22 protein-coding genes and 1 pseudogene are annotated in these 25408 nt (G+C 71.6%); 9 read left to right on the top strand and 14 right to left on the bottom strand.

Annotation, left to right across the window (positions count from 1 at the left end):
• Positions 1-3: 3 nt before the first annotated feature.
• The 4 genes from BLQ63_RS18555 to BLQ63_RS18540 form a co-directional block, all read right to left on the bottom strand.
• On the bottom strand, positions 4-1215 hold the full coding sequence (locus tag BLQ63_RS18555; RefSeq protein ID WP_091038571.1) for a low temperature requirement protein A: 1212 nt from the start codon (positions 1213-1215) through the stop codon (positions 4-6).
• Between the two features lie 83 nt (positions 1216-1298).
• Entirely contained in the window at positions 1299-1784 is a 486-nt protein-coding gene (locus BLQ63_RS18550; protein WP_091038569.1) for a hypothetical protein, read from the bottom strand.
• 70 nt (positions 1785-1854) lie between these two features.
• On the bottom strand, positions 1855-2649 hold the full coding sequence (locus BLQ63_RS18545; protein WP_091038847.1) for an SDR family oxidoreductase: 795 nt from the start codon (positions 2647-2649) through the stop codon (positions 1855-1857).
• Positions 2650-2679: 30 nt separating this feature from the next.
• Positions 2680-4119 carry a class II fumarate hydratase gene (locus tag BLQ63_RS18540; protein WP_091038567.1) on the bottom strand — a complete coding sequence of 480 codons (1440 nt, stop codon included), beginning with the start codon at positions 4117-4119 and terminating at the stop codon, positions 2680-2682.
• 296 nt (positions 4120-4415) lie between these two features.
• Here BLQ63_RS18540 and BLQ63_RS18535 point away from each other — a divergent pair, with 296 nt between their 5' ends.
• A complete protein-coding gene (locus BLQ63_RS18535; RefSeq protein ID WP_091038564.1) occupies positions 4416-6068 on the top strand; it encodes a glucuronyl esterase domain-containing protein in 1653 nt (550 codons plus the stop codon).
• 345 nt (positions 6069-6413) lie between these two features.
• Positions 6414-7652, top strand: coding sequence for an MFS transporter (locus tag BLQ63_RS18530; protein ID WP_218125349.1), 1239 nt, complete (start codon positions 6414-6416; stop codon positions 7650-7652).
• A 126-nt stretch (positions 7653-7778) separates the two neighbouring features.
• Here BLQ63_RS18530 and BLQ63_RS29985 read toward each other — a convergent pair.
• Positions 7779-8741 (bottom strand): annotated as a pseudogene (locus BLQ63_RS29985) (ROK family transcriptional regulator); the annotation flags it as partial.
• 166 nt (positions 8742-8907) lie between these two features.
• On the opposite strand from BLQ63_RS29985, the gene BLQ63_RS18520 reads away from it, so the two are divergent.
• Together BLQ63_RS18520 and BLQ63_RS18515 are read left to right on the top strand one after the other, a co-directional pair.
• On the top strand, positions 8908-9543 hold the full coding sequence (locus BLQ63_RS18520; RefSeq protein WP_091038560.1) for an HAD-IA family hydrolase: 636 nt from the start codon (positions 8908-8910) through the stop codon (positions 9541-9543).
• Positions 9536-10642 carry an MFS transporter gene (locus tag BLQ63_RS18515; protein ID WP_091038558.1) on the top strand — a complete coding sequence of 369 codons (1107 nt, stop codon included), beginning with the start codon at positions 9536-9538 and terminating at the stop codon, positions 10640-10642. The genes BLQ63_RS18520 and BLQ63_RS18515 overlap by 8 nt, the downstream gene beginning before the upstream one ends.
• 50 nt (positions 10643-10692) lie before the next feature.
• On the opposite strand, the gene BLQ63_RS18510 is transcribed toward BLQ63_RS18515, so the two are convergent.
• The gene (locus BLQ63_RS18510) at positions 10693-11694 is read right to left on the bottom strand and encodes a TerC/Alx family metal homeostasis membrane protein (protein WP_091038555.1); all 1002 of its coding nucleotides are present in this window, start codon (positions 11692-11694) and stop codon (positions 10693-10695) included.
• 190 nt (positions 11695-11884) lie between these two features.
• Positions 11885-12427, bottom strand: coding sequence for a hypothetical protein (locus BLQ63_RS18505; protein WP_091038552.1), 543 nt, complete (start codon positions 12425-12427; stop codon positions 11885-11887).
• Positions 12428-12669: 242 nt separating this feature from the next.
• On the opposite strand from BLQ63_RS18505, the gene BLQ63_RS28915 reads away from it, so the two are divergent.
• Positions 12670-13782 (top strand): riboflavin biosynthesis intermediates N-glycosidase, encoded by a 1113-nt coding sequence (locus BLQ63_RS28915; protein ID WP_218125348.1) that lies wholly within the window; start codon positions 12670-12672, stop codon positions 13780-13782.
• Between the two features lie 36 nt (positions 13783-13818).
• Here the strand turns inward: BLQ63_RS28915 and BLQ63_RS18495 are convergent, their stop codons facing one another.
• From BLQ63_RS18495 to BLQ63_RS18475, 5 genes are all read right to left on the bottom strand, one after another.
• Positions 13819-14559, bottom strand: coding sequence for an SDR family NAD(P)-dependent oxidoreductase (locus BLQ63_RS18495; protein WP_091038550.1), 741 nt, complete (start codon positions 14557-14559; stop codon positions 13819-13821).
• A gap of 289 nt (positions 14560-14848) precedes the next feature.
• Positions 14849-15433, bottom strand: a complete 585-nt coding sequence (locus BLQ63_RS18490) for a TetR/AcrR family transcriptional regulator (RefSeq protein WP_218125347.1) — start codon at positions 15431-15433, stop codon at positions 14849-14851.
• A gap of 139 nt (positions 15434-15572) precedes the next feature.
• Positions 15573-15986, bottom strand: coding sequence for a YchJ family protein (locus BLQ63_RS18485; protein WP_091038544.1), 414 nt, complete (start codon positions 15984-15986; stop codon positions 15573-15575).
• A 73-nt stretch (positions 15987-16059) separates the two neighbouring features.
• A complete protein-coding gene (locus BLQ63_RS18480) occupies positions 16060-16884 on the bottom strand; it encodes an SGNH/GDSL hydrolase family protein (RefSeq protein ID WP_177155009.1) in 825 nt (274 codons plus the stop codon).
• Positions 16885-17030: 146 nt separating this feature from the next.
• A complete protein-coding gene (locus BLQ63_RS18475; RefSeq protein ID WP_091038537.1) occupies positions 17031-17849 on the bottom strand; it encodes an SGNH/GDSL hydrolase family protein in 819 nt (272 codons plus the stop codon).
• 357 nt (positions 17850-18206) lie between these two features.
• Here BLQ63_RS18475 and BLQ63_RS18470 point away from each other — a divergent pair, with 357 nt between their 5' ends.
• Complete coding sequence (locus BLQ63_RS18470) at positions 18207-19241, top strand: LacI family DNA-binding transcriptional regulator (RefSeq protein WP_091038535.1); 1035 nt, start codon at positions 18207-18209, stop codon at positions 19239-19241.
• Positions 19242-19257: 16 nt separating this feature from the next.
• Here the strand turns inward: BLQ63_RS18470 and BLQ63_RS18465 are convergent, their stop codons facing one another.
• A complete protein-coding gene (locus tag BLQ63_RS18465) occupies positions 19258-19662 on the bottom strand; it encodes a MarR family transcriptional regulator (protein ID WP_091038842.1) in 405 nt (134 codons plus the stop codon).
• A 182-nt stretch (positions 19663-19844) separates the two neighbouring features.
• Between BLQ63_RS18465 and BLQ63_RS18460 the strand changes: the two genes are divergently transcribed.
• Entirely contained in the window at positions 19845-20672 is an 828-nt protein-coding gene (locus tag BLQ63_RS18460; RefSeq protein WP_091038532.1) for an NAD(P)H-binding protein, read from the top strand.
• Positions 20673-20707: 35 nt separating this feature from the next.
• On the opposite strand, the gene BLQ63_RS18455 is transcribed toward BLQ63_RS18460, so the two are convergent.
• Positions 20708-21808, bottom strand: a complete 1101-nt coding sequence (locus tag BLQ63_RS18455; RefSeq protein ID WP_091038529.1) for an MFS transporter — start codon at positions 21806-21808, stop codon at positions 20708-20710.
• A 328-nt stretch (positions 21809-22136) separates the two neighbouring features.
• Here BLQ63_RS18455 and BLQ63_RS18450 point away from each other — a divergent pair, with 328 nt between their 5' ends.
• Both BLQ63_RS18450 and BLQ63_RS18445 read left to right on the top strand, forming a co-directional pair.
• On the top strand, positions 22137-22901 hold the full coding sequence (locus BLQ63_RS18450) for an AraC family transcriptional regulator (RefSeq protein WP_091038527.1): 765 nt from the start codon (positions 22137-22139) through the stop codon (positions 22899-22901).
• Between the two features lie 231 nt (positions 22902-23132).
• Entirely contained in the window at positions 23133-25379 is a 2247-nt protein-coding gene (locus BLQ63_RS18445) for a rhamnogalacturonan lyase family protein (RefSeq protein ID WP_091038524.1), read from the top strand.
• Positions 25380-25408: the final 29 nt, after the last annotated feature.

Raw genomic sequence — 25408 nt, 5'->3', positions numbered from 1 at the left:
GGGTCAGATGGCGCGGTCGGCCTCGGGGCGCCAGTTCCGCTCCCCCGTCAGCCGCACCGCCAGAGCGGTCGTGATGAGCACGAGCACGCCGATCACCGCGAGCGGCGGCGTCCACGGCGCGGCGACGGCCGCGGCGGCGAGGAGCAGCCCGCCGAAAGCCCTGGGGCGCCAGTCGGTGTCGGCCGTGAGCCGGAAGTAGACCGCCTGCGCGAGCAGGTACAGGGCCGGACCGCCCAGGAGGAGCACGCCGCCCACCCCCGCGCGGGACTCGGCGGCGTGCACGATGAGCAGCTCGCTGCCGGCGGCGAAGGCGATCAGTCCGGCGAGCACGACATACGTCATGTTGATGCCCAGGTGGACGGCCCGGATCGGGTCGTCGGTCGCCGCGGCGTGGCCCACCGCGATCCGCTCGCCGCGCCCGAAGTACGCGAACCACAGGCCGACCAGCGCGATGAACGTCCCGAGGGCGGCGATGAGCGTGACCGGCTCGTTCGGCTGCTCGGCGATCACCGAACCGAGCGACAGGACGGTCTCGCCCATCAGGATGATCAGGAACAGCCGCAGGCGTTCCAGGAAGTGGGCGGAGTCGAACGGCATCCGCTCGGAGTCCAGGGCGTCGCCCGGGAGCGGGTGCGCGGTCCACGCGCCGGTGACGTTGATCGCCGCCGCCGCCGCCCACAGCCACAGGCGCGGCTCCGAGGGCACGGCCGCGCCGATCAGCCACAGCGGCGCGCTGGCGGCGAGCCACAGGAGCTGGCGCACGAAGTGCTTGCGCATCGGCGCCGAGGGCCCGTGCAGTGCGGCGATGACCGCCGGTCCCGCGAGGGCGGCGAGCATGGCGGCGGTGAACAGCCACGAGCCGTCGCCGAAGGCGCTGCCGATCGCCGAGTTCATGAACAGGCTCAGGCCCATGGCCCCGACCGCGATGAGGCGGGTCCAGGAGGCCTGGATGTCCATGAGGGACACGTTGAAGCCGGTGGACGCCCAGACCCCGCACACGGCGACCGTGAGCACGAGGGTCTCGGCGGCGCCCCTCCAGGTCAGGTAGGCGACCAGGTGGTGGGTCAGCTGGGCCATGGCCAGCACGAACACGAGGTCGTAGAACAGTTCGAGCGGTGACACCCGGCGGTGGCCGTTCACGGAGGCCTCCGACTTCGAGTCCGCCAGGGGTGTTTCGGGTTCGCTGCGGTCGGCGCCGGTCGCCTCGGCGGGCATGGGGCCTCCTCGGAGGGCTCGTCTGCATTCGGCCCGTCGGGGTTACCCGGGGAACAGCCGTTTCAAGCACCTGCCTGGCGGTGTCAGCGGTCGCACCAGGCCTCGGAGGCGCGGCTCCACAGGAAAACGATGATCGCGAGCGAGACGGCGAGGCCCGCGGTGGCGCCGAACCACATGGTGATCTCGGCCGGGAGCGTGTGGTCGCCGAGCCGGGGACCGTCGTATCCGGGGCCGCCGTGCCAGGACAGGAGGCCGAGGGCGATGGCGGCGGCTTCGAGGAGCCCGGCGAGCGTGCGGGCGAGGCGGCTGCGCCGCATGATCATCGCGGCGAACGCGCCGCGGCAGAGCGCGAACGCCGCCGAACCGGCCGCGAAGCGGAACAGGGCCGCGCCGGCGCCGTCGGGCACGCCCGCGCCGGAGGCCCTGAGCTGGGCGAGGCCGATCATGCCGAAGGCGAGTGCGGAGGACCCGAGCAGGCCGAGGCCGCACAGTCCCGCGAGGGTGAGCACGGCGGCCCTGGTCGAGGCGGGGAGGTCGGCGAGGGCGGGCTCGTGAACGTCGTCGTTCATGGGGTCCTTCGGGCAGGCGTGAAGGGGCCCAGGGCGAGTCCCACTTCAGGTATAGCGCGCGAAAGGAACGTCAGGGAATGATCGAGTCGACGTAGCCGCCGTCGACGCGGACGGCCGCGCCCGTGGTGGCCGAGGCCAGCGGCGAGCTGAGGTAGGTCACGAGGTTCGCGATCTCCTCGGGCTCGATGAGGCGGTGCAGCAGCGACTGCGGCCGGTGCTCGCGCATGAACTCGCGCTGCGCCTCGTCCCACGGCAGGGAGCGGTCGACGAGCTGGTAGACGAACTCCTCGACGCCGCCGGTGTGGGTCGGTCCGGCGATCACGGCGTTGACGGTGACGCCGGTGCCGGCGGCCTGCTTGGCGAAGCCGCGCGAGACCGCCAGGAGCGCGGTCTTGCTGGTGCCGTAGTGGATCATCTCCTCGGGGATCACGATCGCCGAGTCGCTGGCGATGTTGAGGACCCGGCCCCAGCCCCGGTCGGTCATGCCCGGCAGGTGGCGGCGGATGAGGCGCACCGCGGCGAGGACGTTGACCTCGAAGTAGCGGCGCCACTGGTCGTCGGTGATCTCCAGGGCGGGCTGGGCGCCGAAGATCCCGAGGTTGTTGACGAGGATGTCGACGGCGGGGAGGGCCTCGGCCAGGCGCGCCTCGCCCTCCTCGGCGGCGAGGTCGCCGGGGGCGGCGAAGAACCGGTCCGCGCCGGTCTCGGCGGTGAACTGCGCGACGGCGGCGTCGACCTTGTCGGGGCTGCGGCCGTTGACGCCGACCCTGGCGCCCGCGAGCGCGAGCTGTCTGGCGATGGCGGCGCCGATCCCCTGGGTCGAGCCGGTGACGAGTGCGGTCCTGCCGTCGAGGTCGATCGCGATCATGGGTTCACGCTACCCGGGAGGTCCGGCTCATAGACCGAGATCGCGGCGGGGGTCGCCGACCATGGTGGCGGGGTCGACGATCCGGTCGAAGTCGGCGGCCTCGACGCCGAGGGCGATCGCGGCCTCCCTGAGGGTGGTGCCCTCGTGGTCGGCCTTGTGGGCGATCGCGGCGGCCCGGTCGTAGCCGATGTGCGGGCTGAGCGCGGTCACGAGCATGAGCGAGCGGTCCACGTGCGAGGCGATGCGGTCGCGGTCGAGCTCGATGCCCTCGACGCTGTGGACGCGCAGATGCCCGGCGGCGTCGCCGAGGAGCCGCGCGGAGTGGAGCACGTTGGCGATGACGATGGGCCGCATGGTGTTGAGCTGGAAGGTGCCCTGGGAGCCGGCGGCGGCCACGATCGCGTCCTCGCCGATGACCTGGAGGCAGACCATGACGGTCGCCTCCTGCTGGGTCGGGTTCACCTTGCCGGGCATGATCGAGGAGCCCGGCTCGTTCTCGGGCAGGCGCAACTCGTGCAGGCCCGCGCGCGGACCGGAGGCGAGCCAGCGCATGTCGTTGGCGGCCTTCATGAGCGCCACGGCGACGCCGCGGAGGCCGGCGCTGACGGCGACCATGCCGTCGAGCGAGCCGAGTGCGGCGAACTTGTTGGGGGCGCTGATGAGCGCCGTCCCGGTGAGTTCGGTGAGCTTGAGGGCGACGGCGTCGCCGAAGCCGTCGGGGGCGTTGATGCCGGTGCCGACGGCGGTGCCGCCCACGGCGAGCGCGCCGACGGCCTGGAGGGACTGGTCGAGCCGGGCGAGGGCGTCGCGGAGCTGGGACTCCCAGCCGGACCATTCCTGGCCGACGGTGAGCGGGGTGGCGTCCTGGAGGTGGGTGCGGCCGATCTTGACCACGTCGACCCATTCGCGGGCCTTGCGGCCGATGGTGTCGGCGAGGGCTTCGACCTGCGGGACGGTGCGCTCGCGGACGGCGAGGAGGGTCGCGAGGTGCATGGCGGTGGGGAAGCCGTCGTTGGTGGACTGGCCGAGGTTGACGTGGTCGTTGGGGTGGACGAGGCGGCCGGTGCCGAGTTCGCCGCCGAGGAGCTGGCTGGCGCGGTTGGCGATGACCTCATTGACGTTCATGTTGGACTGGGTGCCCGAGCCGGACTGCCAGACGTGGAGCGGGAATTCGGCGTCGAGGGCGCCCGAGGCGACTTCGTCGGCGGCCCGGACGACGGCGTCGGCCAGGTCGGGCTCGAGGCGTCCGGCCTCGGCGTTGACGAGCGCGGCGGCCTTCTTGACCAGGCCGTAGGCGTGGTAGAGGGCGCGCGGCATGAGGTCGTCGCCGATGTCGAAGTGGACGATGGAGCGCTGGGTCTGGGCGCCCCAGTAGTGATCGGCGGGGACGTCGATCGCGCCGATCGCGTCGGTCTCGGTCCGCGTCCCGGTCGCTCCGGTGCCGATCGGGATGTCCTTGTGCCCCAATGCCGTCTCCGCCCGTTGCGCGGCCCTGGGGTCGCTGGTCGATCACCGCCCGGGGGCGGCCTGCCGTCCGCGCGGGCCGGTCCGCGCGCGGTGACGATCGTATCTCGCGGGGCCCGAACTCGGCATTGCGTATCGATATTGGTCAATGTATTCTGTTGACTACCCTCACGGAAGTTTCATTGGAAGTTTCGGCATGAGTGGTCTCAACGTTGACGCCGGCCCCGCCGGGACTTCCCGAGCGGGCGCCGCCCCACACCGTCGATGATGGACTCACCTGGTCAGACAAGGAATCTGCCATGGCATCATCCATCGCGCCCGAACCCGCCTCCGGGCGCTCCCGACATCGTCATCGACTGCGGTTCGCACTCGTCGCCCTCGCGTCGGTGGCCGTCGCCGCGGCGCTGGCGCTCTCGCCCCGGATCCACAGCGCCGAGGCGCAGGTCCAGGCGTCCTCGGAGTGGGACGGCGCGGACTGCAATGTCACCGTCCCCGGGAGCTGGGCCTCGAGTTCGCTGCTCCCCGACCCGTTCACGAAGATCAACGGCTCCCGCATCACCACGCAGGACGAGTGGGAGTGCCGGCGCTCGGAGATCAAGGAGCTGGCCGAGCGGACCGTCTACGGCGACAAGCCCGGTGCGCCCACGAGCGTCTCGGGCACCGTGACCTCCTCGCGGATCACGGTGAACGTCTCGGCGAACGGGCGCTCCACGAGCTTCTCCGCGACGGTGCAGCTCCCGAGCGGCAGCGGGCCGTTCCCGGCCGTGATCGTCTACGGCGGCTTCGGCGCCGACACGAGCACGATCCTGGGCACCGGCACCGCGGTCATCAACTACGACCCGGGCGCGGTCGGCGCCGAGGGCACGGGGCGCGGCAACAAGCAGGGGGCGTTCTACACCCTCTACGGCGCGACCAGCACGACCGGCATCCTCATGGCCCAGGCCTGGGGCGTCAGCCGCATCATCGACGTCATCGAGCAGTCGGGCGGCAGCGTCCTGAACAACTCGACCGGCGTCACCGGGTGCTCCCGGTACGGCAAGGGCGCCTTCGTCGCGGGCGCGTTCGACCAGCGCGTCGACCTGACGATGCCGATCGAATCGGGCACGGGCGGTGCCCCGGCACTCCGCTCGATCGCGCAGGAGAGCGGTTCCCAGCCGCTGAGCAGCGCTTACGGCGAGCAGCCGTGGCTGGGCGACGCGTTCAGCGCGTACACCTCGAACCCGGCCGGACTGCCGGTCGACACCCACGAGATGGTCGGGATGGTCGCGCCGCGCGGCCTGTTCATCATGGAGAACCCGCACGTCGAATGGCTCGGCGCGCGCTCGGGCGCGGTCGCGGCGCTCGGCGGCGCGGAGGTCTACAAGGCGCTCGGTGCGGCAGGCAACATCTCGTATCACTCGAACGTGTCCGACGGGACGCACTGCGCCACCCGCAGCGAATGGCGGACGCCGCTCCAGCAGAGCATCAACACGTTCCTGAAGGGCAGCGGCAACCCGCCCGCCGTGATCAGCATGCACCCGAACAAGTCGGCGAACCTGTCGCAGTGGCGCAACTGGACGACGCCGGTGCTCGGCGCGGGCGAGCCGGAGGAGACCACCACGCCGCCGGAGGAGACCACCGATCCGGAGGAGACGACCTCGCCGCCGCCGGGCGGCTCGGGCTGCACGGCCCGGGTCGAGGCGGTGAGCACCTGGAACGGCGGCTGGCAGGGGAACGTGCACGTCACCGCCGGCAGCGCCGCGATCAGCGGCTGGCGGCTCACCTGGACGTGGTCGGGCAGTCAGCGGATCACCAGTTCCTGGAACGCCGCGGTGACGAGTTCGGGCGCGTCGGTGACCGCCGACGACGTGGGCTGGAACGGGGCCGTCGCCTCGGGCGAGACCAGGAGCGCCTGGGGCTTCGTCGCCAGCGGCAGCAGCACGGCACCGACGGTGACCTGCACGGTTACTTAACACCCGCGCGGCGGCGGGCCGGTTCGGAGCCCCGGCCCACCGCCGCGCACCCGCATTTGCACTCGCCTCGCCTCGCCGAAACCGTCGCACCCGCCGGGCATCATCGAATCGGGGGCGCTTCGCCGCGTCCGTTTTGCCGGGAACCGCCGTGACACGCCCGATGCCGGACACCACGGGCCACGGGCCACGGGCCACGGGCCACGGGCCACGGGCCACGGGCCACGGGCCACGGGCCACGGGCCACGGGCCACGACAGAGGCTACTGACCGGGCGGCCGGTCGAATCGGTCACATCCGACTCCCGCGATGTGAGCGGTTCTCCCCACTCCTTGGTACGTTCGCGATCGTGCCCGACAGTGCCGCCTCGACCCCAGCTGCATCGAACCCCGCCTCCTCGATCAGACTGCGCCGCCTGGCCCTGCCGATCTACGGCCCCACCGTCCTGATCTCCATCGGCATGGGCGCGGTCGTGCCGCTCATCGCCCTCTCCGCGCTGGACCTCGGCGCCACCGTCACCCAGGCCGCGATCATCGTGGGCCTCATCGGCTTCGGCCAGCTCTGCGGCGACCTGCCCGCCGGCGCGCTCACGCAGCGCTTCGGCGAGAAGCGCGTGCTCCTGGCCGCGTGCGTGGTCGAGGCGGCCGCGCTCATCGTCGCCTCCCAGACCTCGTCGCTCGCCGTGCTCGCGGCCTCGGTCTTCTCGATCGGGCTCTCCTCGGCGGTGTTCGGCCTCGCCCGGCACGCCTACCTGTCCGAGGCCGTCGCCTTCGGCTTCCGCGCCCGGGCGCTGTCGACGCTCGGCGGGACCTTCCGGATCGGCTCGTTCATCGGCCCGTTCGTGGGCGCTCTGCTCATCGAGCAGCACTCGTTCGGCGCCACGTATGCGTTCGCGGCCGGGACGAGCCTGGCAGGCGGCCTGCTCAGCCTGGCCCTGCCCGATCTCCCCCGGACCGCGCGAGTCGACGCCCCGGCCCCGGAGAAGCGGAGCCTGTGGGCGGTCCTGGCCGAGCACAAGAAGGTCTTCGCCACGGCCGGGACCGGCGTCTTCCTCATCATGATCGCCCGCGCCTCGCGCCAGGCGATCATCCCGCTGTGGGCGGCGCTCCAAGGGCTCGACGCGACCACCACGAGCATCATCTTCGGCCTCGCGGCCGGGGTCGACATGCTGCTGTTCTATCCGGGCGGGGCCATCATGGACCGCTTCGGCCGCATGTGGGTCGCCCTGCCCGCGATGATCGTGATGGGCGCGGGGTTCCTGCTGCTGCCGCTGTCGGGCACGGCCCTGACCATCGGCCTGGTCGCCTGCTTCATGGGCCTGGGCAACGGGATCTCCTCGGGGATCGTGCTCACCATCGGCTCCGACGTGGCGCCCGACGAGGGCCGGCGCCAGTTCCTCGGCGGCTGGCGGCTGTGCGCGGACTTGGGCAACGTCGCCGGGCCGGGGCTCATCAGCCTCGTGTCCCTGGCGTTCCCGCTCGGGGCGGCGGCGATCGCGCTCGGCCTCATCACGTGGTTCGGCGCGGGCTGGCTCGCGAAATGGGTGCCGGTGTACGACCCCGCGCGCCGGGTGAAGGCGTCCGCGTAACGCCGACCGGTCCTCGGTCCAGTCGGCGATGCCGTGCTCGGTGAGGACGGCGTCGAACGCGGCCTCGGTCGCGCCGAGCATCGGGGCGTCGCGGTCGAGGACCGAGGGCACCAGCGGAGGCGGGTCCTCGCGGCGGAAGGCCATCGTGCCCGCCTCGTACGCCGCCGCGAAGGCCTCGGGCGCGGCGCGGCGCAGTTCCGGCGCCAGGCCGCCGAGGCTCACGATCTCGGGGTCGAAGACGTTGACGAGCCCGGCGGTGCCGCGCCCGAGGATCGAGGCGCAGGCGGCGACGGCCGCGCGGGCGTCGGGGTCCACCAGGGACTCGATGAGGTAGGAGCGCGGGTCGTCGGGCTCGCTCTCGCCGCGCAGGCGGGCCACGGCCCGGCCGTCCACCGCCACGTCCCAGCATCCGCTTGCGCCGCAAGGACACTCGACGGACGGGTCGCCGAAGGGCGCGTGCCCGAACTCGCCGCCCGCGCCGGTCGCGCCGGTGACCGCCCGGCCGCCGTCCACGAAGATGCCGCCGATGCCGACCTCCACGGTGAGGAACAGGACGGCCTTGCCGGGGTGGGTCAGGCGGGCCTCGGCGAGCCCGGCGAGGGTCGCGTCGTTGCCGAGCGCCTGCGGGACGCCGGGAAGCAGCGGATCGACCTCCACGTCCCGCCAGCTCAGGACGCTCGCCTGCACGATCGTGTTGCGCCGCACCGTGCCCGCGGTCGAGACCGACACGGCCCGCACGCGGCCGCCGTAGCGGTCGGCGAGACCCGCGACGGCCTCGCGGACGGTGTCCAGCACCCGGTCGGGGCGCTTGGAGGTGTGGCGGCGGGTCGCGGTGTCGGTGAGGTTGCCTTCGAGGTCGGCGACGGCGATGCGCCAGTCCGACTGGCGGATGTCGACGATCGCGGCCAGGGGCCCTTCGGGGTGGGCGTGCAGCGTGGAGGTCGGTCGGCCGCGGCCCGAGGGCGGCGCGGGGCGCTCGGAGATCAGGTCGAGCGCGCGCAGGCGCGAGCAGATCTCGGTGGCGGTGCCGCTGCCGACGCCGAGGGCGCGGGCGGCTTCGGCGCGGGTGATGCCCGGCTGCGTGCGCACGAGCTTGAGCAGGTCGAGCGCGCCGCTCCAGCGGGCGGCCTCGGCGCGGCCCACTCTCGCGCGGCCGTCCGCCGCGTCCTCCGCGGGAACGTGGGCTCCGGCTTGCGTCACGTGACCTCCACCAATTATCCTCCGACTACGAGTTTATTGATCCCCGGAGGGCTTCATGCGAAGCTACAGCACCCCTGATGCAGTTCTGCTCGACATGGACGGCACCCTGGTCGATTCCGACGGCGCGGTGGAGAGGGCCTGGGTCGCCTGGGCCCTGGAGTTCGGCGTCGATCCGGCCGTGGCGCTCGCCAACGCGCACGGCAATCCGGCCGCGACCACCGTCGCCAGGCTGCGGCCCGACCTGGACGGGGCCGGCGTGGAGGCCGCGGCCGCGCGCGATCTGGAGCTCCAGTACGAGGACCTGGCCGACGTGGTCCCGACCACCGGTGCCCTGCGGCTACTGGCCGTACTCGACCGCATCGGCCTGCCTTGGGCCGTGGTCACCAGCGCCGACGACCGCCTCGCGAAGGCGCGACTGGACGCCGCGGGCATCCGGCCGCCGCTCCTGTTCACCATCGGGGACGTCGAGCACGGCAAGCCCGACCCCGAGGGATACCTCAAGGCCGCCAAGGCGCTCGGCGTCGCACCGGCCGGGTGCCTCGTGGTCGAGGACTCCGAGCCGGGCCTGGCGGCGGGCCGTGCGGCCGGGGCGATGACCGCGTCCCTGCGCGGCCTCGCGGCCGACGTGCGGCTCCCCGACCTCGGACGGCTCGCGGACCTGCTGGACCCTCAGGCGCCCGACGGTGATTGAGGAGGCGCCGGCCCTCGCGCCGAGCCGCGACGTGAACCGGGTCGTGTTCTTCGCGCAGGCCGGACTGGGCTTCCTCGTCTCGGCGTTCGGGCCGTACCTCGCGGGGATCTCGTCCGAACTGGACCGGCCGCGCGGGGAGCTCGTGTGGCTCACCATGACGTTCGGCGCGGGACTGGTCCTGGCCGCGCTCACGGGCCCGACGGTGCTGCGCGCGGGTGCGGGCGTGGTGCTGCGGTTCGCGTGCGCGGGGATAGCGGTCGGCGCGTTCACGATGGCGCTGTCGCCGCAGCTCCTCCTGGCCGGGACCGGGTCGGTGCTGGTCGGCTGCGGCTGCGCGGCCATCGCCTTGGCGACGCCGTCGCTGCTGCGCGGGCCGGGTGCGGCGAGGCGGATCGTGGTGGCCGTCGGGCTCTCCAGCGCCTGCGGGGTGTGCGCGCCACTGGCGTTCGGGGCCTTGGAGACCGCGGGTCTGCCGGGCCGCTGGGCGATCCTCGTCGCGGTCCCGATGGTGCTCGCGGCGGCCCTGCACCCGACGGTGCGGGGACCGCAGGACGGTCCGCTGATCCGGGCGCGGGTGCCGGTCGGACCGGCCTCGCTCGGGTGGGCGCGGGTGGTCCTGAGCGTCGCGTCGGAGTTCTGCTTCGTGGTGTGGGGCGTCGCGCGCCTGATGGACACGGGGATCGCGCTCGGTACGGCCTCGGCGCTCGGGGCGGTCTTCGGCGTCGGAATGGCGGTGGGGCGCCTGCTGGGTCCGCGGTTCGTGGACCGGTCGTGGGCGGTGCCCGCCGCAGTGGCGACCACGGCGGTCGGCACGCTGCTGGTCTACCTGGGGCAGGACCCGTACACGGTGACGGCGGGGATCGCGGTGGCCAGTCTCGGCATCGCGCCGCTGTATCCGATCATGTTGGGGCGCTTGGTGGCCGTACCGGGATTGTCGGACCGGCACTCGGCGTCGATCGGGTCGCTGGGCTCGGGGACGGCGATCCTGGCCGCGCCCGCGGCGCTGGGCTGGCTCGACGCGCAGATCGGCCTGCGCGAGGCGTTCCTGCTGCCGATCCCGCTCCTGATCCTCCTGCTGGTGCTGAGCCGCGGGCGTTGACGCGCAAGGGCCCCGAGACCTGGTCTCGGGGCCCTTGCGACGTGTCTTTACTAAGCGTCGTCTTCCTGCTTCTTGGTGGCCCTGAGGGAACCGGGGTGGGCCTTCTCCTCGGGGTTGGTGCGGGTCCGGATGAGGCTCGCGACGACGACCACGAGGAGGATGCCGAGGACGACGACGAGGCTGAGCGGGGTCGGGATCTCGGGGATCGACTCGTTGACGTCGACGTGGGCCCAGTGCAGCATGAGCTTGAAGCCGATGAAGAGCAGGATGAGCGACAGGCCGGTCGAGAGGTAGACGAGCCGGTCGAGCAGGCCCTTCACGAGGAAGAACAGGGCCCGCAGGCCCAGCAGCGCGAAGGCGTTGGCGGTGAAGACGATGTACGCCTCCTGCGTGACGCCGAAGACCGCCGGGATCGAGTCGAGCGCGAACAGCAGGTCGACGCTGCCGATGGCGATGAGGACGATGAACAGCGGCGTGAAGAGCCGCTTGCCGTCGACCTTGGTGACGAGCTTGCCGTCGACGTAGTCGGCGGTGACGGGCAGGAAGCGCCGCGCGCCGCGCACCATCAGGTTGGTCTCGATGTCCGGATCTTCGTCGCGGTGCCGGAACAGCTGGATCGCGGTGTAGACCAGCAGGAGACCGAACAGCAGGAACATGAACGAGAACGAGTTGATGAGCGCCGCGCCGAGCGCGATGAAGATGGCGCGCATGATGAGCGCGAGCACGATGCCGAACGTCAGCACCTTGTGCTGGTGGTGGTCGGGGACCGCGAACGTCGTCATGATGATGACGAACACGAACAGGTTGTCGACCGACAGGCTCTTCTCGATGATGTAGCCGGCGAAGTACTCGGTGCCGGCCGCATTGCCGTACTGCATGCCGAACCAGACGCCGAAACCGATCGCGACGGCGATGTAGAACACCGACCAGGCCGTCGCCTCCTTGAACCCGACGTGGTGCGGCCGCACCGCTGCCAAGATCAGGTCCACCGCCAGCAGCGCGACGATGAAACCGATGGTGACCGCCCAAGTGAGTGGGCTGATATCGAGCACAATACCTCCGTCAGATTGCCATCACTACGACTGCGGGCTGACATCACCCCCAAGTTCCCCGCATCCTAACGGCACCTGGAACCGTCAGTCACGACAACCCCTCAAACCAGAGATCTCGACCAAAGCACAGGCCGGCCGCCGTGTCGCGCGAATACGGGTTTCCGTTCGGCCGCGAACGAATCGGGACGTTTCAGGCTCCGGTCCGGAACTGGTCGAGCGCGGCGGTCTGCTCGGCCGAGAGGCGCAGCAGGGGCTTGACGGCGCGCGGGTGGATCTCCGCCTGGCGCCACTGCTCGACGCGGAGGCTCGTGGCCACGCCGATGCGCCGCATGTGGTCGAGGAGGTCCGCGTACAGCTCCTGCGCGTCGAAGAGGTAGACGTGGTCGATGCTCCAGTGCCGGTGCGCCCCGGCGGATCCGGCCGCGGCACCTCGGGGACCGGTCATGACGAGGTAGTAGTCGAGCTCCTCGGCGTCGGTCATGTCGAGCAGGCCCTGGTTGCGGGTGTAGTGCTTGACGTTGACGGTGCGCCCGGCCAGCGGGCCGCTGCGGAAGCGCCCGTCGACGGCCTTGTTGGCGCCCGGTTCGAGCTCGATGTCGAAGATCGCGGCGGCGATCCAGTCGGAGAGGTGGCCGGAGGCGACCGGGCGGCCCACGATGTCGGCGATGCGCGCGTCGATGTCGTTGCGATGCCGCAGCAGTATGGCGATCGACATGAGTTCGTCGGGGATCATCGGCGCTCCTGGGGTTCGGACCCTCGCTTCATCGTAGCGACGCCGCGCGGGGTGGCGGGGAATGCAGTTGGACCGCCACCGTTGCCACGCCGGACCGGTCGTGCCAGGCTGAGGCGATGTCGCCCCGACTCCCCTCCTCATCGGACCCGGATCTGAACCGACCGCGATCGGACGGTTCGCAACTCCGCTCGCACGCGCACTCCCCGTTCGGTCTCAGGTCCGCCGGGCCGAAGGTCAGGCTCATGCTCTCGCCCGAGCTGCAGGACAAGATCGGCGGCCTCGTCGAAGCGCTCGGCGCGCTGATGGTCCCGAGCGCGCCCGCCGCGGGACTCCACGAGCATCTCGACCTGTTCGACCGGGTGGCGGGCGAGGTCGCCGAGGTCGCCGCGAAGGCGGACGTGGTCGCCGGAAGCGTCGGCGTGATCGCCACGGCGGGCTTCGCCGCGCTCGGGGCGCCGCCGCTGTTCGCACAGATCGCCGGGTACTGCGCCGACCGCGGCACGCGCTCGCTGACCGGTGACCTGGTCGCCGACGCGGACCGCACCCGGGAGCTGGTCATCGACAGCCTCGCGACCGCGTTCCTGCTGGGCGACACGCTCTACTGCGCGAGGCGCAACCAGCTCTCGCTGTGCGACTCGATGGACCTGCTCCTGAGGAAGCACTCCGACGAGGAGCTCGGGACCCTGCTCGATCAGCTCGTCCCCGAGAAGCCGCCGGTGGTCGAGGCTCCTTCGCCGGACGCGGAGGCGACGGCACCTCGGCCCGCGACCGGCGCGACGCGGGCCGGTGCCGCATGGACCCCGTTCCAGCCCAAGGCGGACGCGCCCCTGTTCTTCGCCGACCACGTGGAGTCGCACGCGGGGAATCCCGCGCCCGGGTGCCTCGACCAGTGGTGGCCCTCCCCCATCCTCGTCAACGGCCGCCGCTTCCCGACCGCCGAGCACTTCATGATGTGGTCCAAGGCGATGCTGTTCGGCGACGAGGCGACCGCGAAGGCCGTCCTGCTGACCGACAGCCCCGAGCAGGCCCGGCAGCTCGGGCGCCTGGTGTCCGGTTTCGACGGCGAGGTCTGGGACCGCGAGAAGTTCAGGATCGTGGTGGCGGGCAACATCGCCAAGTTCAGCCAGCACGACGAACTCGGCGACTTCCTGCTCTACACCGGCGATCGCCTGCTGGTGGAGGCGAGCCCGATCGACTCGACGTGGGCCATCGGCCTCGCCGAGGACGATCCGCAGACGGACGATCCGCGCACGTGGAGGGGTTCGAACCTGCTGGGGTTCGCGCTCATGACGGTGCGGGACCACCTCCGCAAGGCCCGCGGTCGACAACGGCGCCAACGGTATTCGGAGCACTGAGGCCTCGGACCGGCGGCTCGCCACGGCGTCCGGTCGCTAGACGGCGTTCCAGCCGCCGTCGCTGGCGAGGACCACGCCGTTGGTGTTGCCGGCGTCGTCGCTCAAAAGCCAGGTGATCGCGGCGGCGAGCTGTTCCGGTTCGGCCGGCTTGCCCGCGTTGACGAAGTACGGCTGGAGCCGCTCGATGCCCAGCTGCGACTTCGGGGCCGCGTCGATGTTGGTCGCCACCCCGCCGGGCGCGACCGCGTTGGAGCGGACGCCGTCCTGCTTGTAGGCCACGGCGACGCTGCGGGTCAGGCCGATGATCGCGTGCTTCGAGGCGGTGTAGGCGGCGCCGGCGGCCGAGCCGCGCAGGCCCGCCTCGGAGGAGACGTTCACGATGGAGCCCGAGCCGGCCGCGACCATGACCGGGAGCACGGCGCGGATGAGGCGCATCGGGGCGGTCACGTTGACGCCCATGACGCGGTCCCAGGTGGCGTCGTCGACCTCGCTCGCGGGCAGGAAGCCGTCCATGATGCCCGCGACGTTGGCGAGGCCGTCGATGCGGCCGTCGGCGGCGGCGACGATCCGCTCGATCACGTCGGCGGCCGTCAGGTCCCCGACGACCGGTCGGATCGCGATCTCGGCGCCGAGCCCGTCCAGGGCCTCCTGGTTCACGTCGACCGCCACGACCGCGGCGCCCTCGTCGGCCAGGCGGTGCGCGGTGGCGCGGCCGATGCCCGACCCGGCGCCGGTGACGATGACGGTCTTGCCGGAGAAGCGTGCTGCGGATGTCATTGGTTCCCCCTCGATCGCGGTCGCCCTTCACGGCGGCCCGTTTCGCAGTATCGTCCGGGGCCCCGCCCCGGAGTGGCGATTCACTCGATCCCTTGAATTAAGTCAATCACGTGACTTAATGTAAGACACTCGCGGTCGGCGCCGACAGCGTCGTCGACTCCTCGAAGGAGGACGTCGCCGCGCGGCCGACCGAACTGCACGGCGCGGGGGCTACGGCCTTCGGCCGCGCGGGCACCGACGTGTACCTGGACGCCCCGGGCGCGGCCGACAAGGTCGTGGTGGCCTTCGGTTAATCCTTGGCCTGCATGGGGATCTGGCGCTGCGCCCCTTCGAGGGTGGCGGTGAGGATCTCGCCGACCGCGAGCAGGCGGTCGGCCATCGCCTCGGGATCGAGCACCTCGTCGCACGAGGACACCCACGCGTGGACCAGGGCGGCGCCGCCGCCGGTGATGAACACCCCGAGGTCGTCGGCGAGCTGCGGCGGGAGCACCGAGCCGAAGCGGACCTTGAGCGAGACGCTGCGCAGCGGGGCGAGCAGGGCGCTGACGATCCGGTTGAGGGCGTAGGCGCTCGCGGACTCGAACATCGCTCGGTAGAAGCCGCGGTGCTCGGCGAAGTGCCGCGTCACCGCCAGCGCCCGTTCGCGGCCGATCGCCTCGCCGGGGGCTCCTCCCCAGGGCTCGGCCAGTTCGCGGCGCGCGAGGTCGAGGGCGGCCTCGAAGAGCAGGGTGTCGCGGTCGCCGAAGTGGAGGTAGACGAGCTGGCGGCTCACCCCCGCGGCGTCGGCGATGTCGGAGACGGGCACGTTCGCGGTGCCGCGCGCGCTCACGAGGGCTATCGCGGCGCCCAGGAGGGCGGCGCGGGTTCGTCGCACCCGGCGGTCTTTGGCGGGTGGCGGAGGGTCGAAACTCACCTCGACGAGGTTAGACAGCTGTTAATTAATCGACAAGTATTCGATGAATTGGACGGAAAGTTTGTAGTTTGTAGCCGCCCATTATCGACGGAAATGCCATTTATGGCGTGAAATCAAGGGCGTCCACGTAGTACCAGTCGGGGCCGATGCGTTCGAAGGTGCTGCGCTCGGTCTGCGAGCCCGGGCCCTCGGCGTCGGTGTAGGTCGCGCGGAAGCGGACGGTGCCGGCGGTGTGGAGCGGCGAGCCGCCGTCGGCCTCGATGATCTCCAGGCCCGTCCACTGCCGCGGGTCGTCGCCGAGGCCGATGCGCTCGGGCCGGGTCAGGGGGTGCCAGGTGCGCAGGAGGTAGGCCTCGTCGCCGGCGGCGAAGGCGCTGTAGCGCGAGCGCATGAGCGCTGTCGCGGTGGGCGCCTTGGCTTTGCCTGCGTGAAACGGTCCGCAGCATTCGGCGTAGGGCAGGCCGGTCCCGCACGGGCAGGCGGTCGGGCGGGTCTTGCGGGCGCGTCGGGACATGCCGGGATTCTCCCCCGGGCGCGGCTCCGGCCCGCGGGAGGTCCCGCGGGCCGGAGCGTTCACTGGTGTCGTGTCAGCAGCGTTCGAGGTAGGGGGTCACGACTTCGGCGTACGCGGCCTGGCCGGCGGCGTTCGCGTGGAAGGACTCGATGGTCCCGACGTAGCCGAGGATCCACGGGTCGGCGGTGCAGACCTCGTGGCCGGCGAAGGCGTCGCGGACGTCCGCGAAGTCGAAGCCGTGGTCGGCCGCGACGGCCGCGGTGGTGTCGGCCAGCAGGTCGGCCGTCTCGTTGAGAAGGGCCTGCTCGTCGGGCGTGATCGCCAGCGTGCCGGAGCACGAGGTGCCGCTGAACAGGCGCGGGTTGCCGACGATGGTGACGTCGGCGCGCGGCGCCAGGTCCTCGACCTGGGTGTAGAGGTCGTCGAGTTCGGCCGGGAGCGAGGTCGTGATCACGGACTGCGCGTTGGCGATGGCGCCTTGGCACAGTGCCGTGTCGGTCCCGGCGCAGGCGCCGAGCACGCTCGAGAAGCCCGCGTCGTTGCCGCCCACGCCGATGGTGACTTCCTTGGTGCGGCGGCTGAGGTTGCCGAGCTGTTCGGCGACCACGTCTTCGACGCGGGCGCCCGAGCAGGCGTCGAACGAGAGCTCCGCGCCGACCTCTTCGGCGGCGAGCACCGGGTAGGCGTTGGCGGAGCGGTAGCAGCCGTCGTCGGCGAGGTAGTCGCCGGCGCCGACACCGGACACGTACGAGTCGCCGAGCGCCACGTACTTCGGCTCCCACCAGTCGGCCGAGGCGGTGCCGCTGAGTGCGGCGCCGCCGACGGCCGCGGCGGCGGCCACGGCGAGGGTGCGTACCAGCAGACCGCGCTTGCGCGGCCTGTCGGAGGAATCGGTCATGTGGTCTCCTTGTCGTCTCGGGGCCGGGAGGGCCCGGTCCCCGGAGGGTGTCGACATTCTATGCAGCGCAGTCCACTGTGCGCCGAAAGCGCTCGAAGCGGACCGGCCCGCAGGGAGTCCCCCCGCGGGCCGGTCCGGTACTGCGATCAGTAGTCGAGCAGCGGGAGGACGACCTCGGTGTAGGCGTCCTGGCCGGCGGCGTTCGGGTGGAACGACTCCAGCGTGCCGACGTAGCCGAGGATCCACGGGTCGGCGGAGCAGACCCCGTGGCCGTCGAAGGCGTCGCGGACGTCCGCGAAGTCGAAGCCGTGGTCGGCCGCGACGGCCGCGGTGGTCTCGGCGAGGAGGTCGGCGGCGTCGTTCAGCAGCGCCTGCTCGGCCGGGGTGATCGCGAGCGATCCGGCGCAGGTGGTGCCACTGAACAGGCGCGGGTTGCCCACGACCACGATGTCGGCGGTGGTGGCCTTGGCTTCGACCCGGGTGTAGAGGTCGTCGAGCTCGGCCGGGAGTGAGGTGGTGATGATGTTCCGCGCGTTGGCGATCGCGGCCTCGCACAGGGCCGTGTCGGTCCCGGCGCAGGCGCCGAGGACAGTCGAGAAGCCCGCGTCGTTGCCGCCCACGCCGATCGTGACGTGCTCGGTGGTGACCGGGTAGAGGTGGTTCAGCTGGTTCGCGACCACATCCTCGATCTTCGCGCCCGAACAGGCCTCGAACCACAGGCGTTCGCCGAGTTCGGGGTTGATCTGGCTCGGGTAGGCGTTGGCGGAGCGGTAGCAGCCGTCGTCGGCGAGGTAGTCGCCGGCGCCGACGCCGGAGGCGTACGAGTCGCCGAGCGCCGCGTACTGCTGGATCGTCACGTCGGCCGAAGCGGAGCCGGCCAGGCCGGCGATGCCGAGGCCGGCGGCCGCGGCGACCGCGGCCACGCGGGCGAGGACGCGGCGCGGCTTGCCTTCCTTGAAGGACACAGGGTCTCCTTGCTGTCGTCAGGGCCGGCGGGCGGGGCTTCGGGTGAGAAGCGGCCCCCACCGGAGGACCGCGTCATTATATGCAGGCAAGTCCATTGTGTCGCAATAGGAACGGTGCGCCATGTTCCATCACCGGGCCTGGGTCGCGGTGCGCGGTCGCACGGCTTCGAGGCCCGGTGAGGCGAGGAAAGAGTTTCCGGCGGTCGACGAGCGCGCCGGTCCCGCGATGCGGCGACACGCCAGTCGGGTCCTGGCGCTGCGCCTTCGCCGAGGAAAGTGAAGCATTCACGGACTCGCCTGGAAACTGTTTCCGGCCGTGGCTAGAATGGCGGCACCCGTCCTGAAGAGGTGCTGCGAATGAGCAAGCCGGCCCGTCCCCGCGCGACGCTGACCGAGGTGGCCGAGCGCGCCGGGGTCTCGAAGGCCACGGCGTCGAAGGTGCTCAACGGCAGGCCGGGCGTGGCCGAGGAGACGCGGCGCGTGGTGCGCGAGGCGATCGCCGACCTCGAGTACGTGCCGTCCACCGGCCCCCGGGAGACGACCGCGCCCCAGTCGATCCACGTCGTGTTCGACACGATCCTCAACATGTACGCCGTCTACGTGCTCGACGGCCTCATCAGCGGCGGCCGCGAGCTCGGGGTCGAGGTGGTGGTCAGCGCGCTCGATTCGGCGGTCACGGCCCAGAACCATCCGATCGGGCTCGACCGGATCAAGGAGATCGCCGCGAGCGGCGCGGCGGGACTGGTCGTGGTGACCGCCGAGCTGACCGGCGAGGAGATGACCGCGTGCGAGCAGCTGGGCCTGCCGCTGGTCGTGATCGACCCGGCCAACCCCCTCGACGAACGCGTGACGAGCCTGGGCGCGACGAACTGGGCGGGCGGCGTGCAGGCCACGAGGCACCTGATCGACTTGGGGCACCGCAGAATCGGCTTCGCTGGCGGACCCGAGCGGTCGGTGCCGGCGCGCGAGCGCCTGCACGGCTACCGGGAGGCGCTGGAGGCCGCGGGCATCGAGGTCGACCCGGCGCTGGTGCGGTCGGGCACGTTCAGCCCGGGCTCCGGCGAGTCCAGCGCGGAGGCGCTGCTGGATCTGAAGGACCCTCCGACGGCGATCTTCGCCGCGAGCGACAGCGTCGCGGTGGGCGTGGTGCGCAGCGCGCGGCGCCGGGGCATGCTGGTCCCCGCCGACCTCAGCGTGGTGGGCTTCGACGACACGTACAACGCGATGTGGGTCGAGCCGCCGCTGACGACGGTGCGCCAGCCCCTGCGGCAGATGGGCAAGGTGGCGGCGCGGACCGCGCTCGACCTGGCGGCGGGCAAGGTCCCCGACTCCCACCACGTCCAGCTGGCGACGAGCCTCATCGTGCGCGGATCGACCGTCGGGCCGCGCTGAACGCGGACCCGGCCGGTCACCGGGCGGCGGAGTCCAGCGCCCGCTCGTAGGCGAGGAGCGTGTCGACGAAGACGCGGCGCTGCTCGGCGGTCAAGGGCGCCAAGGCCGTGCGCCAGGCGGCGGCGCTCCCGGCGAGCCATTCCTCGATCTCGGGGCGCATCGCCTCGGTGATGCTGACGATGCGGCGGCGCCGGTCGTGCTCGTCCTCGCGGCGCTCCAGGACGCCCTTGCGGCTCAGGTCGCCGACCATGAGGCTCACGGTGGTGGGGGCGACTTCGAGGCGGGCGGCGAGCTCGTTGACGGTGGCGGGACCGTCGAAGAGCAGGAGCGCCAGGAGCGAGAGGTGGCGCGGGCTCAGTTCGAGCGAGCGCACGCTCTCGGGCACGGGCAGCCGCTTGGCCCGGCCGACCATGCGCGGCATGAGCAGCAGCAGTTCCCGAATCGCGTCATCCTGGGTTGACACGGCCGCGCCTCCCGATTACCTTTGTCATTAAATACTGTTTGCTTGCAAAGCAAATAGGTTCCATGGTCATGCTACCCGAGGGCGCCTCCCGCGCCCTGCGGTCGCATGCCCGAATCCAGCGCAGACCAGGAGTGACACCCATGACCGTCCTCGTCACCGGCGCCCGCGGCAACATCGGCTCGCGCCTCGTCGAACACCTCGCACGCACCGGCCGGCAGGTCCGGGCCTCGGCACGCGACGTCACCGGACTCGACGTCCCCGACGGGGTCGAGCGCGTCGCGCTCGACCTCACCGCCCCGGACGAGGCCGCCTTGGAGGGCGTGCGCACCGCGTTCCTCTACCCGACGTTCGGCGACATCGGCGGTTTTCTCGCTGCCGCAGTGAAAGCGGAGGTCGAGCACGTGGTCCTGCTGTCCTCCCCCGCCTCGTACGACCCCGTCGAGCACGCCGGGCCCATCGGCGCGGCGCATCAGGCAATCGAGGCCGCCGTCCGCGAATCGGGCCTCGGCCATACCGTGCTCTACCCGTCATGGCTGGCCACCAACACGATCCGCGACTGGGGCGGGCAGATCAAGGCCGGGACGGTCGCGATCGCGTTCCCCGACTGGCGGATCAACCCGATCCACCTTGACGACTACGTCGAGGTGGCCGCCGACCTGCTGGTGCGCGAACAGTTCCGGGGCCGCAGCGTCGTCCTCACCGGACCCGAGTCGCTGAGCCAGCGCGAGGTGGTCGCCACGGTGGCGGCGGTGCTCGGCAGGCCGATCGACGTCCGGGAGCAGACCCGTGAGGAGGCCGTCGCGGCCCTGCCGGAGTGGTTCCCCGCGCCGGTCTTCGCGTCGCTGCTCGACGTGGCGGCGAACGCCGCGGACGTGCCGGCCACGGTGAACAACAACGTCGAGCGCATCACCGGCCACCCGGCCCGGACCTTCGCGCAGTGGATGCGCGACAACGCCTCCGCATACTGACACGGGGCGGGCCCTCGCGGGCCCGCCCGCTCTGGTCAGGGCCGTTTCAGGAAGATCCCGAGGACCACCGCGGCCACGGGCACGACGCAGAGGACGGTGAAGACGCCTTCGGGCCCATGGGCTTCGGCGATGAGGCCGTACGCGGGGGCGAACAGGCCGCCCGCGCTCATCGCCAGGCCGAGCGTCACGCCCGCGGCGGTGCCGGGCCGGGTCGGCAGGTAGTCCTGGGCGAGCTTCACCAGGACCGCGAACGGGATGTTGATCGCGATCCCCACGGCCAGGGCCAGCGCCAGTGGCGCCCACTCCCCCGGTGCGACGCGCAGCAGGATCAGCAGCGGGATGATCGCGACGCCGCCGATCCGGGTGGTGCGGACGGCGCCGAACCGGTCGGCCAGGCGCCCGCCCAGGAGCGTGCCGATCACCGAGCCGAGCATGAAGCCCGCCAGGGCGATCCCGGCGACCGCGTGCCCCGAGCCGAGGTGGCGGATCCAGTACAGCTCGATGAAGGTGATGATCCCGACCCACAGGAGCGACCGGACCACCTCGATGCCGGTGAGCACCGCGAACGGGCCCCAGCGGTCGGTCCCGGTGCGGGCCTTCGCCGGTCCGGCGGCGGTGCGGGTGCGCTTGCGGAGCATGACGAACGCGACGAGCACGGCCGGCGGGATGAACAGCGCCGTCGCGCCGACGCCCATCGCCATGAGCGCCGGTGTGGCCAGTACCGGGGCGAGGAAGAACCCGACGCTGCCGCCCGCGGCGAAGACGCTCATCGCTGCGGCGCTGTCGCCCGCGGTCTCGCGAGCGCCCTTCCCTGCGGCGGGGTGGAACATCGCCACGCCCAGACCCGACAGGAGGATCAGGGCCAGGACCAGCGGGTACGGTCCCGCGAGGCCCGCCAGGCCGAGGCCGATCCCGGCGAGGGCCACACCGGCGGGGGCGAACCAGTCGAGGCGGCGGCGGTCGACGGCCATGCCGATGAAGGGCTGCGGGATCGAGCTGCCGATGGCGGCGGCGAGCGTGAGGCCCGTGGCCGCGACGTACCCGTAGCCGCGGTCGAGCACGAAGTAGGGCACGCAGGCGGGCACGAGGCCCTGGTACATGTCGTCGACGGCGTGGGCGGTCGCCCACAGGCGCATGCGCTTGAAGGGCGAGCCGGGAGCGTCCCGGGGCCGGGCCTGGGTCGCGTCCGGTGGTGTGTGCGCTCCTTTCGTCGGTGCGGGCGGCGGGTTCGGCGCTCGGCGCGCTCCCTTCGCCGGTACCTGCGGCCGGTCCGGTCCTGCGTGTGCTCCCTTCGCCGGTACGGCCTGGTTGTTCGGCGGCTCGGCAACGGTAGCCGCGTGAACCTGAAGGGGAGCTGAAGAAGGCTGCGGCGGCTCGGTCTGGGTCATTTGGGTGCTCCTTGTCCGTTCTGGACCAAGGATTCCGACTGGCACCGGGCTCCGGCTAACGGTATTCTGCCGAGTTATGTCGATTGACGGCCAGATCATTCCGAGCCGCCCGATCCGGCTGCTCTCGGACCGCGAGCACATCGACTGGCACCGCCACGACGGACACCAGCTCGTCTACCCGCGCCGGGGCGTCCTGCGGGTCTTCACCGCCACCGGCGTGTGGGTCGTGCCGCCGTCGCAGGGAGCGTGGATGCCCGCGGGCACGGCCCACTCCCATCGAGCGTCCGGTGCGACGGAGATGCGGGCGATCCTGTTCGCGACCGCCGGGGACGGGCCGTTCATCGAGCGGCCCGCGGTGCTGGCGTTCACGCCGCTGCTGCGCGAGGCCGTCACCGCCCTCACCGACGGCGCGCTCGACGAGCCGGTGCGCGGGCGCCTGAAGCAGGTCGTGCTCGACCTCCTGCACGGCTTGCGCACCGCCGATGCGCCCCAACGGTTCCTGCCGGCGCCGTCCGACCCGCGGCTGCGGGAGCTGGTGGCGCTGTTGGAGGAGCGTCCCGGGGACCGGCGGACGCTGGCGCAGCTCGGCGCGGTCGTCGGGTCCTCGGAGCGGACGCTGAGCAGGCTGTTCCGCGAGGAGGCGGGGACGACCTTCGCGCGGTGGCGCGGGCAGTTCCGGGTGCACCACGCGCTGGTGCTCCTGGCCGAGGGGCACCAGGTCACGCGGATCGCCGGGGCCTGCGGCTACGCGAGCCCGAGCGCGTTCATCGGGGCGTTCCGGGCCTCGTTCGGCATGACGCCGGGCGAGTACCTGCGGCGAGAGCCCGATCTGCGAACCTGATCGGACGGACCCATTGCCAGGAAGGCGCTCTCCGGCTATTCTGGGATCGCTTCATTATATCGATTCAATTCAATATTTCAATGTTACTGGAACCAGTCGACCGCGGTCCCCCGGCACGCCGCGCCGCCTGTCACCTTCCCCTGTTCCATTGCGCGACCCATACGCGGTCCCCCGGCAGCGCCGGTGCGTTCGCGGTCGGGTCTCCCCCTCTCCATCGGATACGGAGTGAACATGAACGAGAAGACCACTCGACGGGCCAGACGCCTGCGAGCCCCGGCCTCGGCGGTGATCGGCCTGGTCGCCGTCGCGACGGCGACACTGGTGGCGATGCACACCGCCGACGCCGCCACCGTCCGCTACGAGGCAGAGAGCGCCCCGGCCGTCTGCGACGGCGCCGTCGAATCGAACCACGCGGGCTACTCCGGCAGCGGGTTCTGCAACTCCGGCAACGCCGTCGGCGCCTCGGCGCAGTTCACCGTGAACGCCGCCGGCGCCGGGAACGCCAGCCTCGCGATCCGGTACGCCAACGGCGCCACCGACACCCGGGCGGCGAACCTCCTGGTCAACGGTGCGACCGTGCAGTCCGCGAGCGCGTTCGGCGCGACCGGCGGGTGGACCGCCTGGTCGACCAGGACCGTCACCGTTCCCTTGAACGCCGGCAGCAACACCATCCGCCTGGAGGCGTCCACCAGCTCGGGCCTGGCGAACATCGACTACGTCGAAATCACCGACGGGACCCCGTCCCAGACCGGCGTGGTCATGGAGGACCTCGGGCGCGGCGTCACCGTCGTCCCGGCCAGCGGGGGCAACCTCGTCAGCTGGCGCCTGCTCGGCACCGACGCGCAGAACACCGCGTTCAACGTGTACCGCAACGGGACCCTGCTCAACAGCTCCCCGATCACCGGCGCCACCAACTACCTCGACTCCGGCGGCAGCGGCACGTACTCGGTCGCGGCGGTGAACGGCGGGACCGTCGGCTCCCAGTCCACGGCCGAAGCCGTCTTCAACTCCAGCGGCTACCGGGACATCCCGATCTCGGCGCCCGCGGGCGGCACCACGCCCTCAGGGGAGTCGTACACCTACGTCGCCAACGACATGAGCGTCGGCGACCTCGACGGCGACGGGCAGTACGAGTACCTCGTCAAGTGGGACCCGACCAACGCTAAGGACAACTCGCAGTCCGGCTACACCGGGAACGTCTTCATCGACGCGTACGAGCTCGACGGCACCCGGCTGTGGCGCATCGACCTGGGCCGCAACATCAGGGCCGGCGCGCACTACACGCAGTTCCAGGTGTACGACTACGACTCCGACGGCGACGCGGAGATCGCGATGAAGACCGCCGACGGCACGCGCTCGGGCACCGGGCAGGTCGTCGGCTCCTCCAGCGCCGACCACCGCAACTCCGGCGGCTACATCCTCGCCGGCCCCGAGTACCTGACGATCTTCAACGGCGCCAACGGGGCTATCCTCGACACGATCGACTACCAGCCCGCGCGCGGCACCGTCTCCAACTGGGGCGACAACTACGGCAACCGCGTGGACCGGTTCCTCGCCGGAACGGCCTATCTGGACGGTCAGCACCCGAGCATGGTCTTCGCGCGCGGCTACTACACGCGCTCGGTGATCTGGACGGTCGACTTCAACGGCACGGACCTCGTCTCGCGCTGGGTCTTCGACTCCAACTCGGCGGGCAGCCAGTACACCGGTCAAGGCGCGCACAGCCTCTCGATCGCCGACCTCAACAGTGACGGCAGACAGGACATCGTCTACGGCGCCATGGCGGTCGGCTCGAACGGGCAGGCGCTGTGGAACACCGGATTCGGGCACGGCGACGCGTTGCACGTCTCCGACTTCGTGCCCGGCCGTGCGGGCCAGGAGGTGTTCATGGTCCACGAGGACGCCAGCAAGCCGTCCTCGCACCTGAACGGCTCCAACGGCTCGATCCTGTTCCAGACCGGCGCGAGCGGCGACAACGGACGCGGCGTGGCCGCGAACGTCCTGGCGAGCAACCCCGGCGCCGAGTACTGGTCCTCCAACGTCTCAGGCCTGCTCAACGCCTCGGGCTCCAACATCGGGGCCAAGCCCGGATCGGCGAACTTCCTGTCCTGGTGGGACGGCGACGGCGAGCGCGAACTGCTCGACGGCACCCAGATCACCAACTACCCGTCCGGGACACTGCTGTCCGGCTCGGGCGTCGCCTCCAACAACGGCACGAAATCCACGCCGGGCCTGTCGGCCGACCTGTTCGGCGACTGGCGCGAAGAAGTCGTCTGGCGCACCAGCAACAACACCGCCCTGCGGATCTACGCGACCAACTCGACCACGAGCCTGCGCATCCCGACCCTGATGCACGACGCGCAGTACCGCGTGGCGATCGCGTGGCAGAACACGGCTTACAACCAGCCGCCGCACCCGAGCTTCTACATCGGCTCAGACGTCACCAACTACCCGATCCCGGCCATCACCACGCCTTAGTCCACCTCCCCCGCCGGGGCCGGAGCGCA

The organism is Glycomyces harbinensis (genome assembly GCF_900101745.1).
Taxonomy (GTDB): Bacteria; Actinomycetota; Actinomycetes; order Mycobacteriales; family Micromonosporaceae; genus Glycomyces; species Glycomyces harbinensis.
The sequence above is the reverse complement of the archived record's forward strand: the minus strand, read 5'-3'. Positions and strand labels throughout refer to the sequence as shown.

Excerpts from the sequence above, each read along its gene's own strand:
- BLQ63_RS18505 (WP_091038552.1), bottom strand. The coding sequence starts at position 12,427 with ATGATCCCCGACGAACTCATGTCGATCGCCATACTGCTGCGGCATCGC.
- BLQ63_RS18480 (WP_177155009.1), bottom strand. The coding sequence starts at position 16,884 with ATGACCGATTCCTCCGACAGGCCGCGCAAGCGCGGTCTGCTGGTACGC.
- BLQ63_RS18460 (WP_091038532.1), top strand. The coding sequence starts at position 19,845 with ATGACCGTCCTCGTCACCGGCGCCCGCGGCAACATCGGCTCGCGCCTC.
- BLQ63_RS18450 (WP_091038527.1), top strand. The coding sequence starts at position 22,137 with ATGTCGATTGACGGCCAGATCATTCCGAGCCGCCCGATCCGGCTGCTC.
- BLQ63_RS28915 (WP_218125348.1), top strand. The coding sequence starts at position 12,670 with ATGCTCTCGCCCGAGCTGCAGGACAAGATCGGCGGCCTCGTCGAAGCG.
- BLQ63_RS18485 (WP_091038544.1), bottom strand. The coding sequence starts at position 15,986 with ATGTCCCGACGCGCCCGCAAGACCCGCCCGACCGCCTGCCCGTGCGGG.
- BLQ63_RS18455 (WP_091038529.1), bottom strand. The coding sequence starts at position 21,808 with ATGCGCCTGTGGGCGACCGCCCACGCCGTCGACGACATGTACCAGGGC.
- BLQ63_RS18550 (WP_091038569.1), bottom strand. The coding sequence starts at position 1,784 with ATGAACGACGACGTTCACGAGCCCGCCCTCGCCGACCTCCCCGCCTCG.
- BLQ63_RS18520 (WP_091038560.1), top strand. The coding sequence starts at position 8,908 with ATGCGAAGCTACAGCACCCCTGATGCAGTTCTGCTCGACATGGACGGC.
- BLQ63_RS18495 (WP_091038550.1), bottom strand. The coding sequence starts at position 14,559 with ATGACATCCGCAGCACGCTTCTCCGGCAAGACCGTCATCGTCACCGGC.
- BLQ63_RS18465 (WP_091038842.1), bottom strand. The coding sequence starts at position 19,662 with ATGCCGCGCATGGTCGGCCGGGCCAAGCGGCTGCCCGTGCCCGAGAGC.
- BLQ63_RS18535 (WP_091038564.1), top strand. The coding sequence starts at position 4,416 with ATGGCATCATCCATCGCGCCCGAACCCGCCTCCGGGCGCTCCCGACAT.
- BLQ63_RS18555 (WP_091038571.1), bottom strand. The coding sequence starts at position 1,215 with ATGCCCGCCGAGGCGACCGGCGCCGACCGCAGCGAACCCGAAACACCC.
- BLQ63_RS18445 (WP_091038524.1), top strand. The coding sequence starts at position 23,133 with ATGAACGAGAAGACCACTCGACGGGCCAGACGCCTGCGAGCCCCGGCC.
- BLQ63_RS18470 (WP_091038535.1), top strand. The coding sequence starts at position 18,207 with ATGAGCAAGCCGGCCCGTCCCCGCGCGACGCTGACCGAGGTGGCCGAG.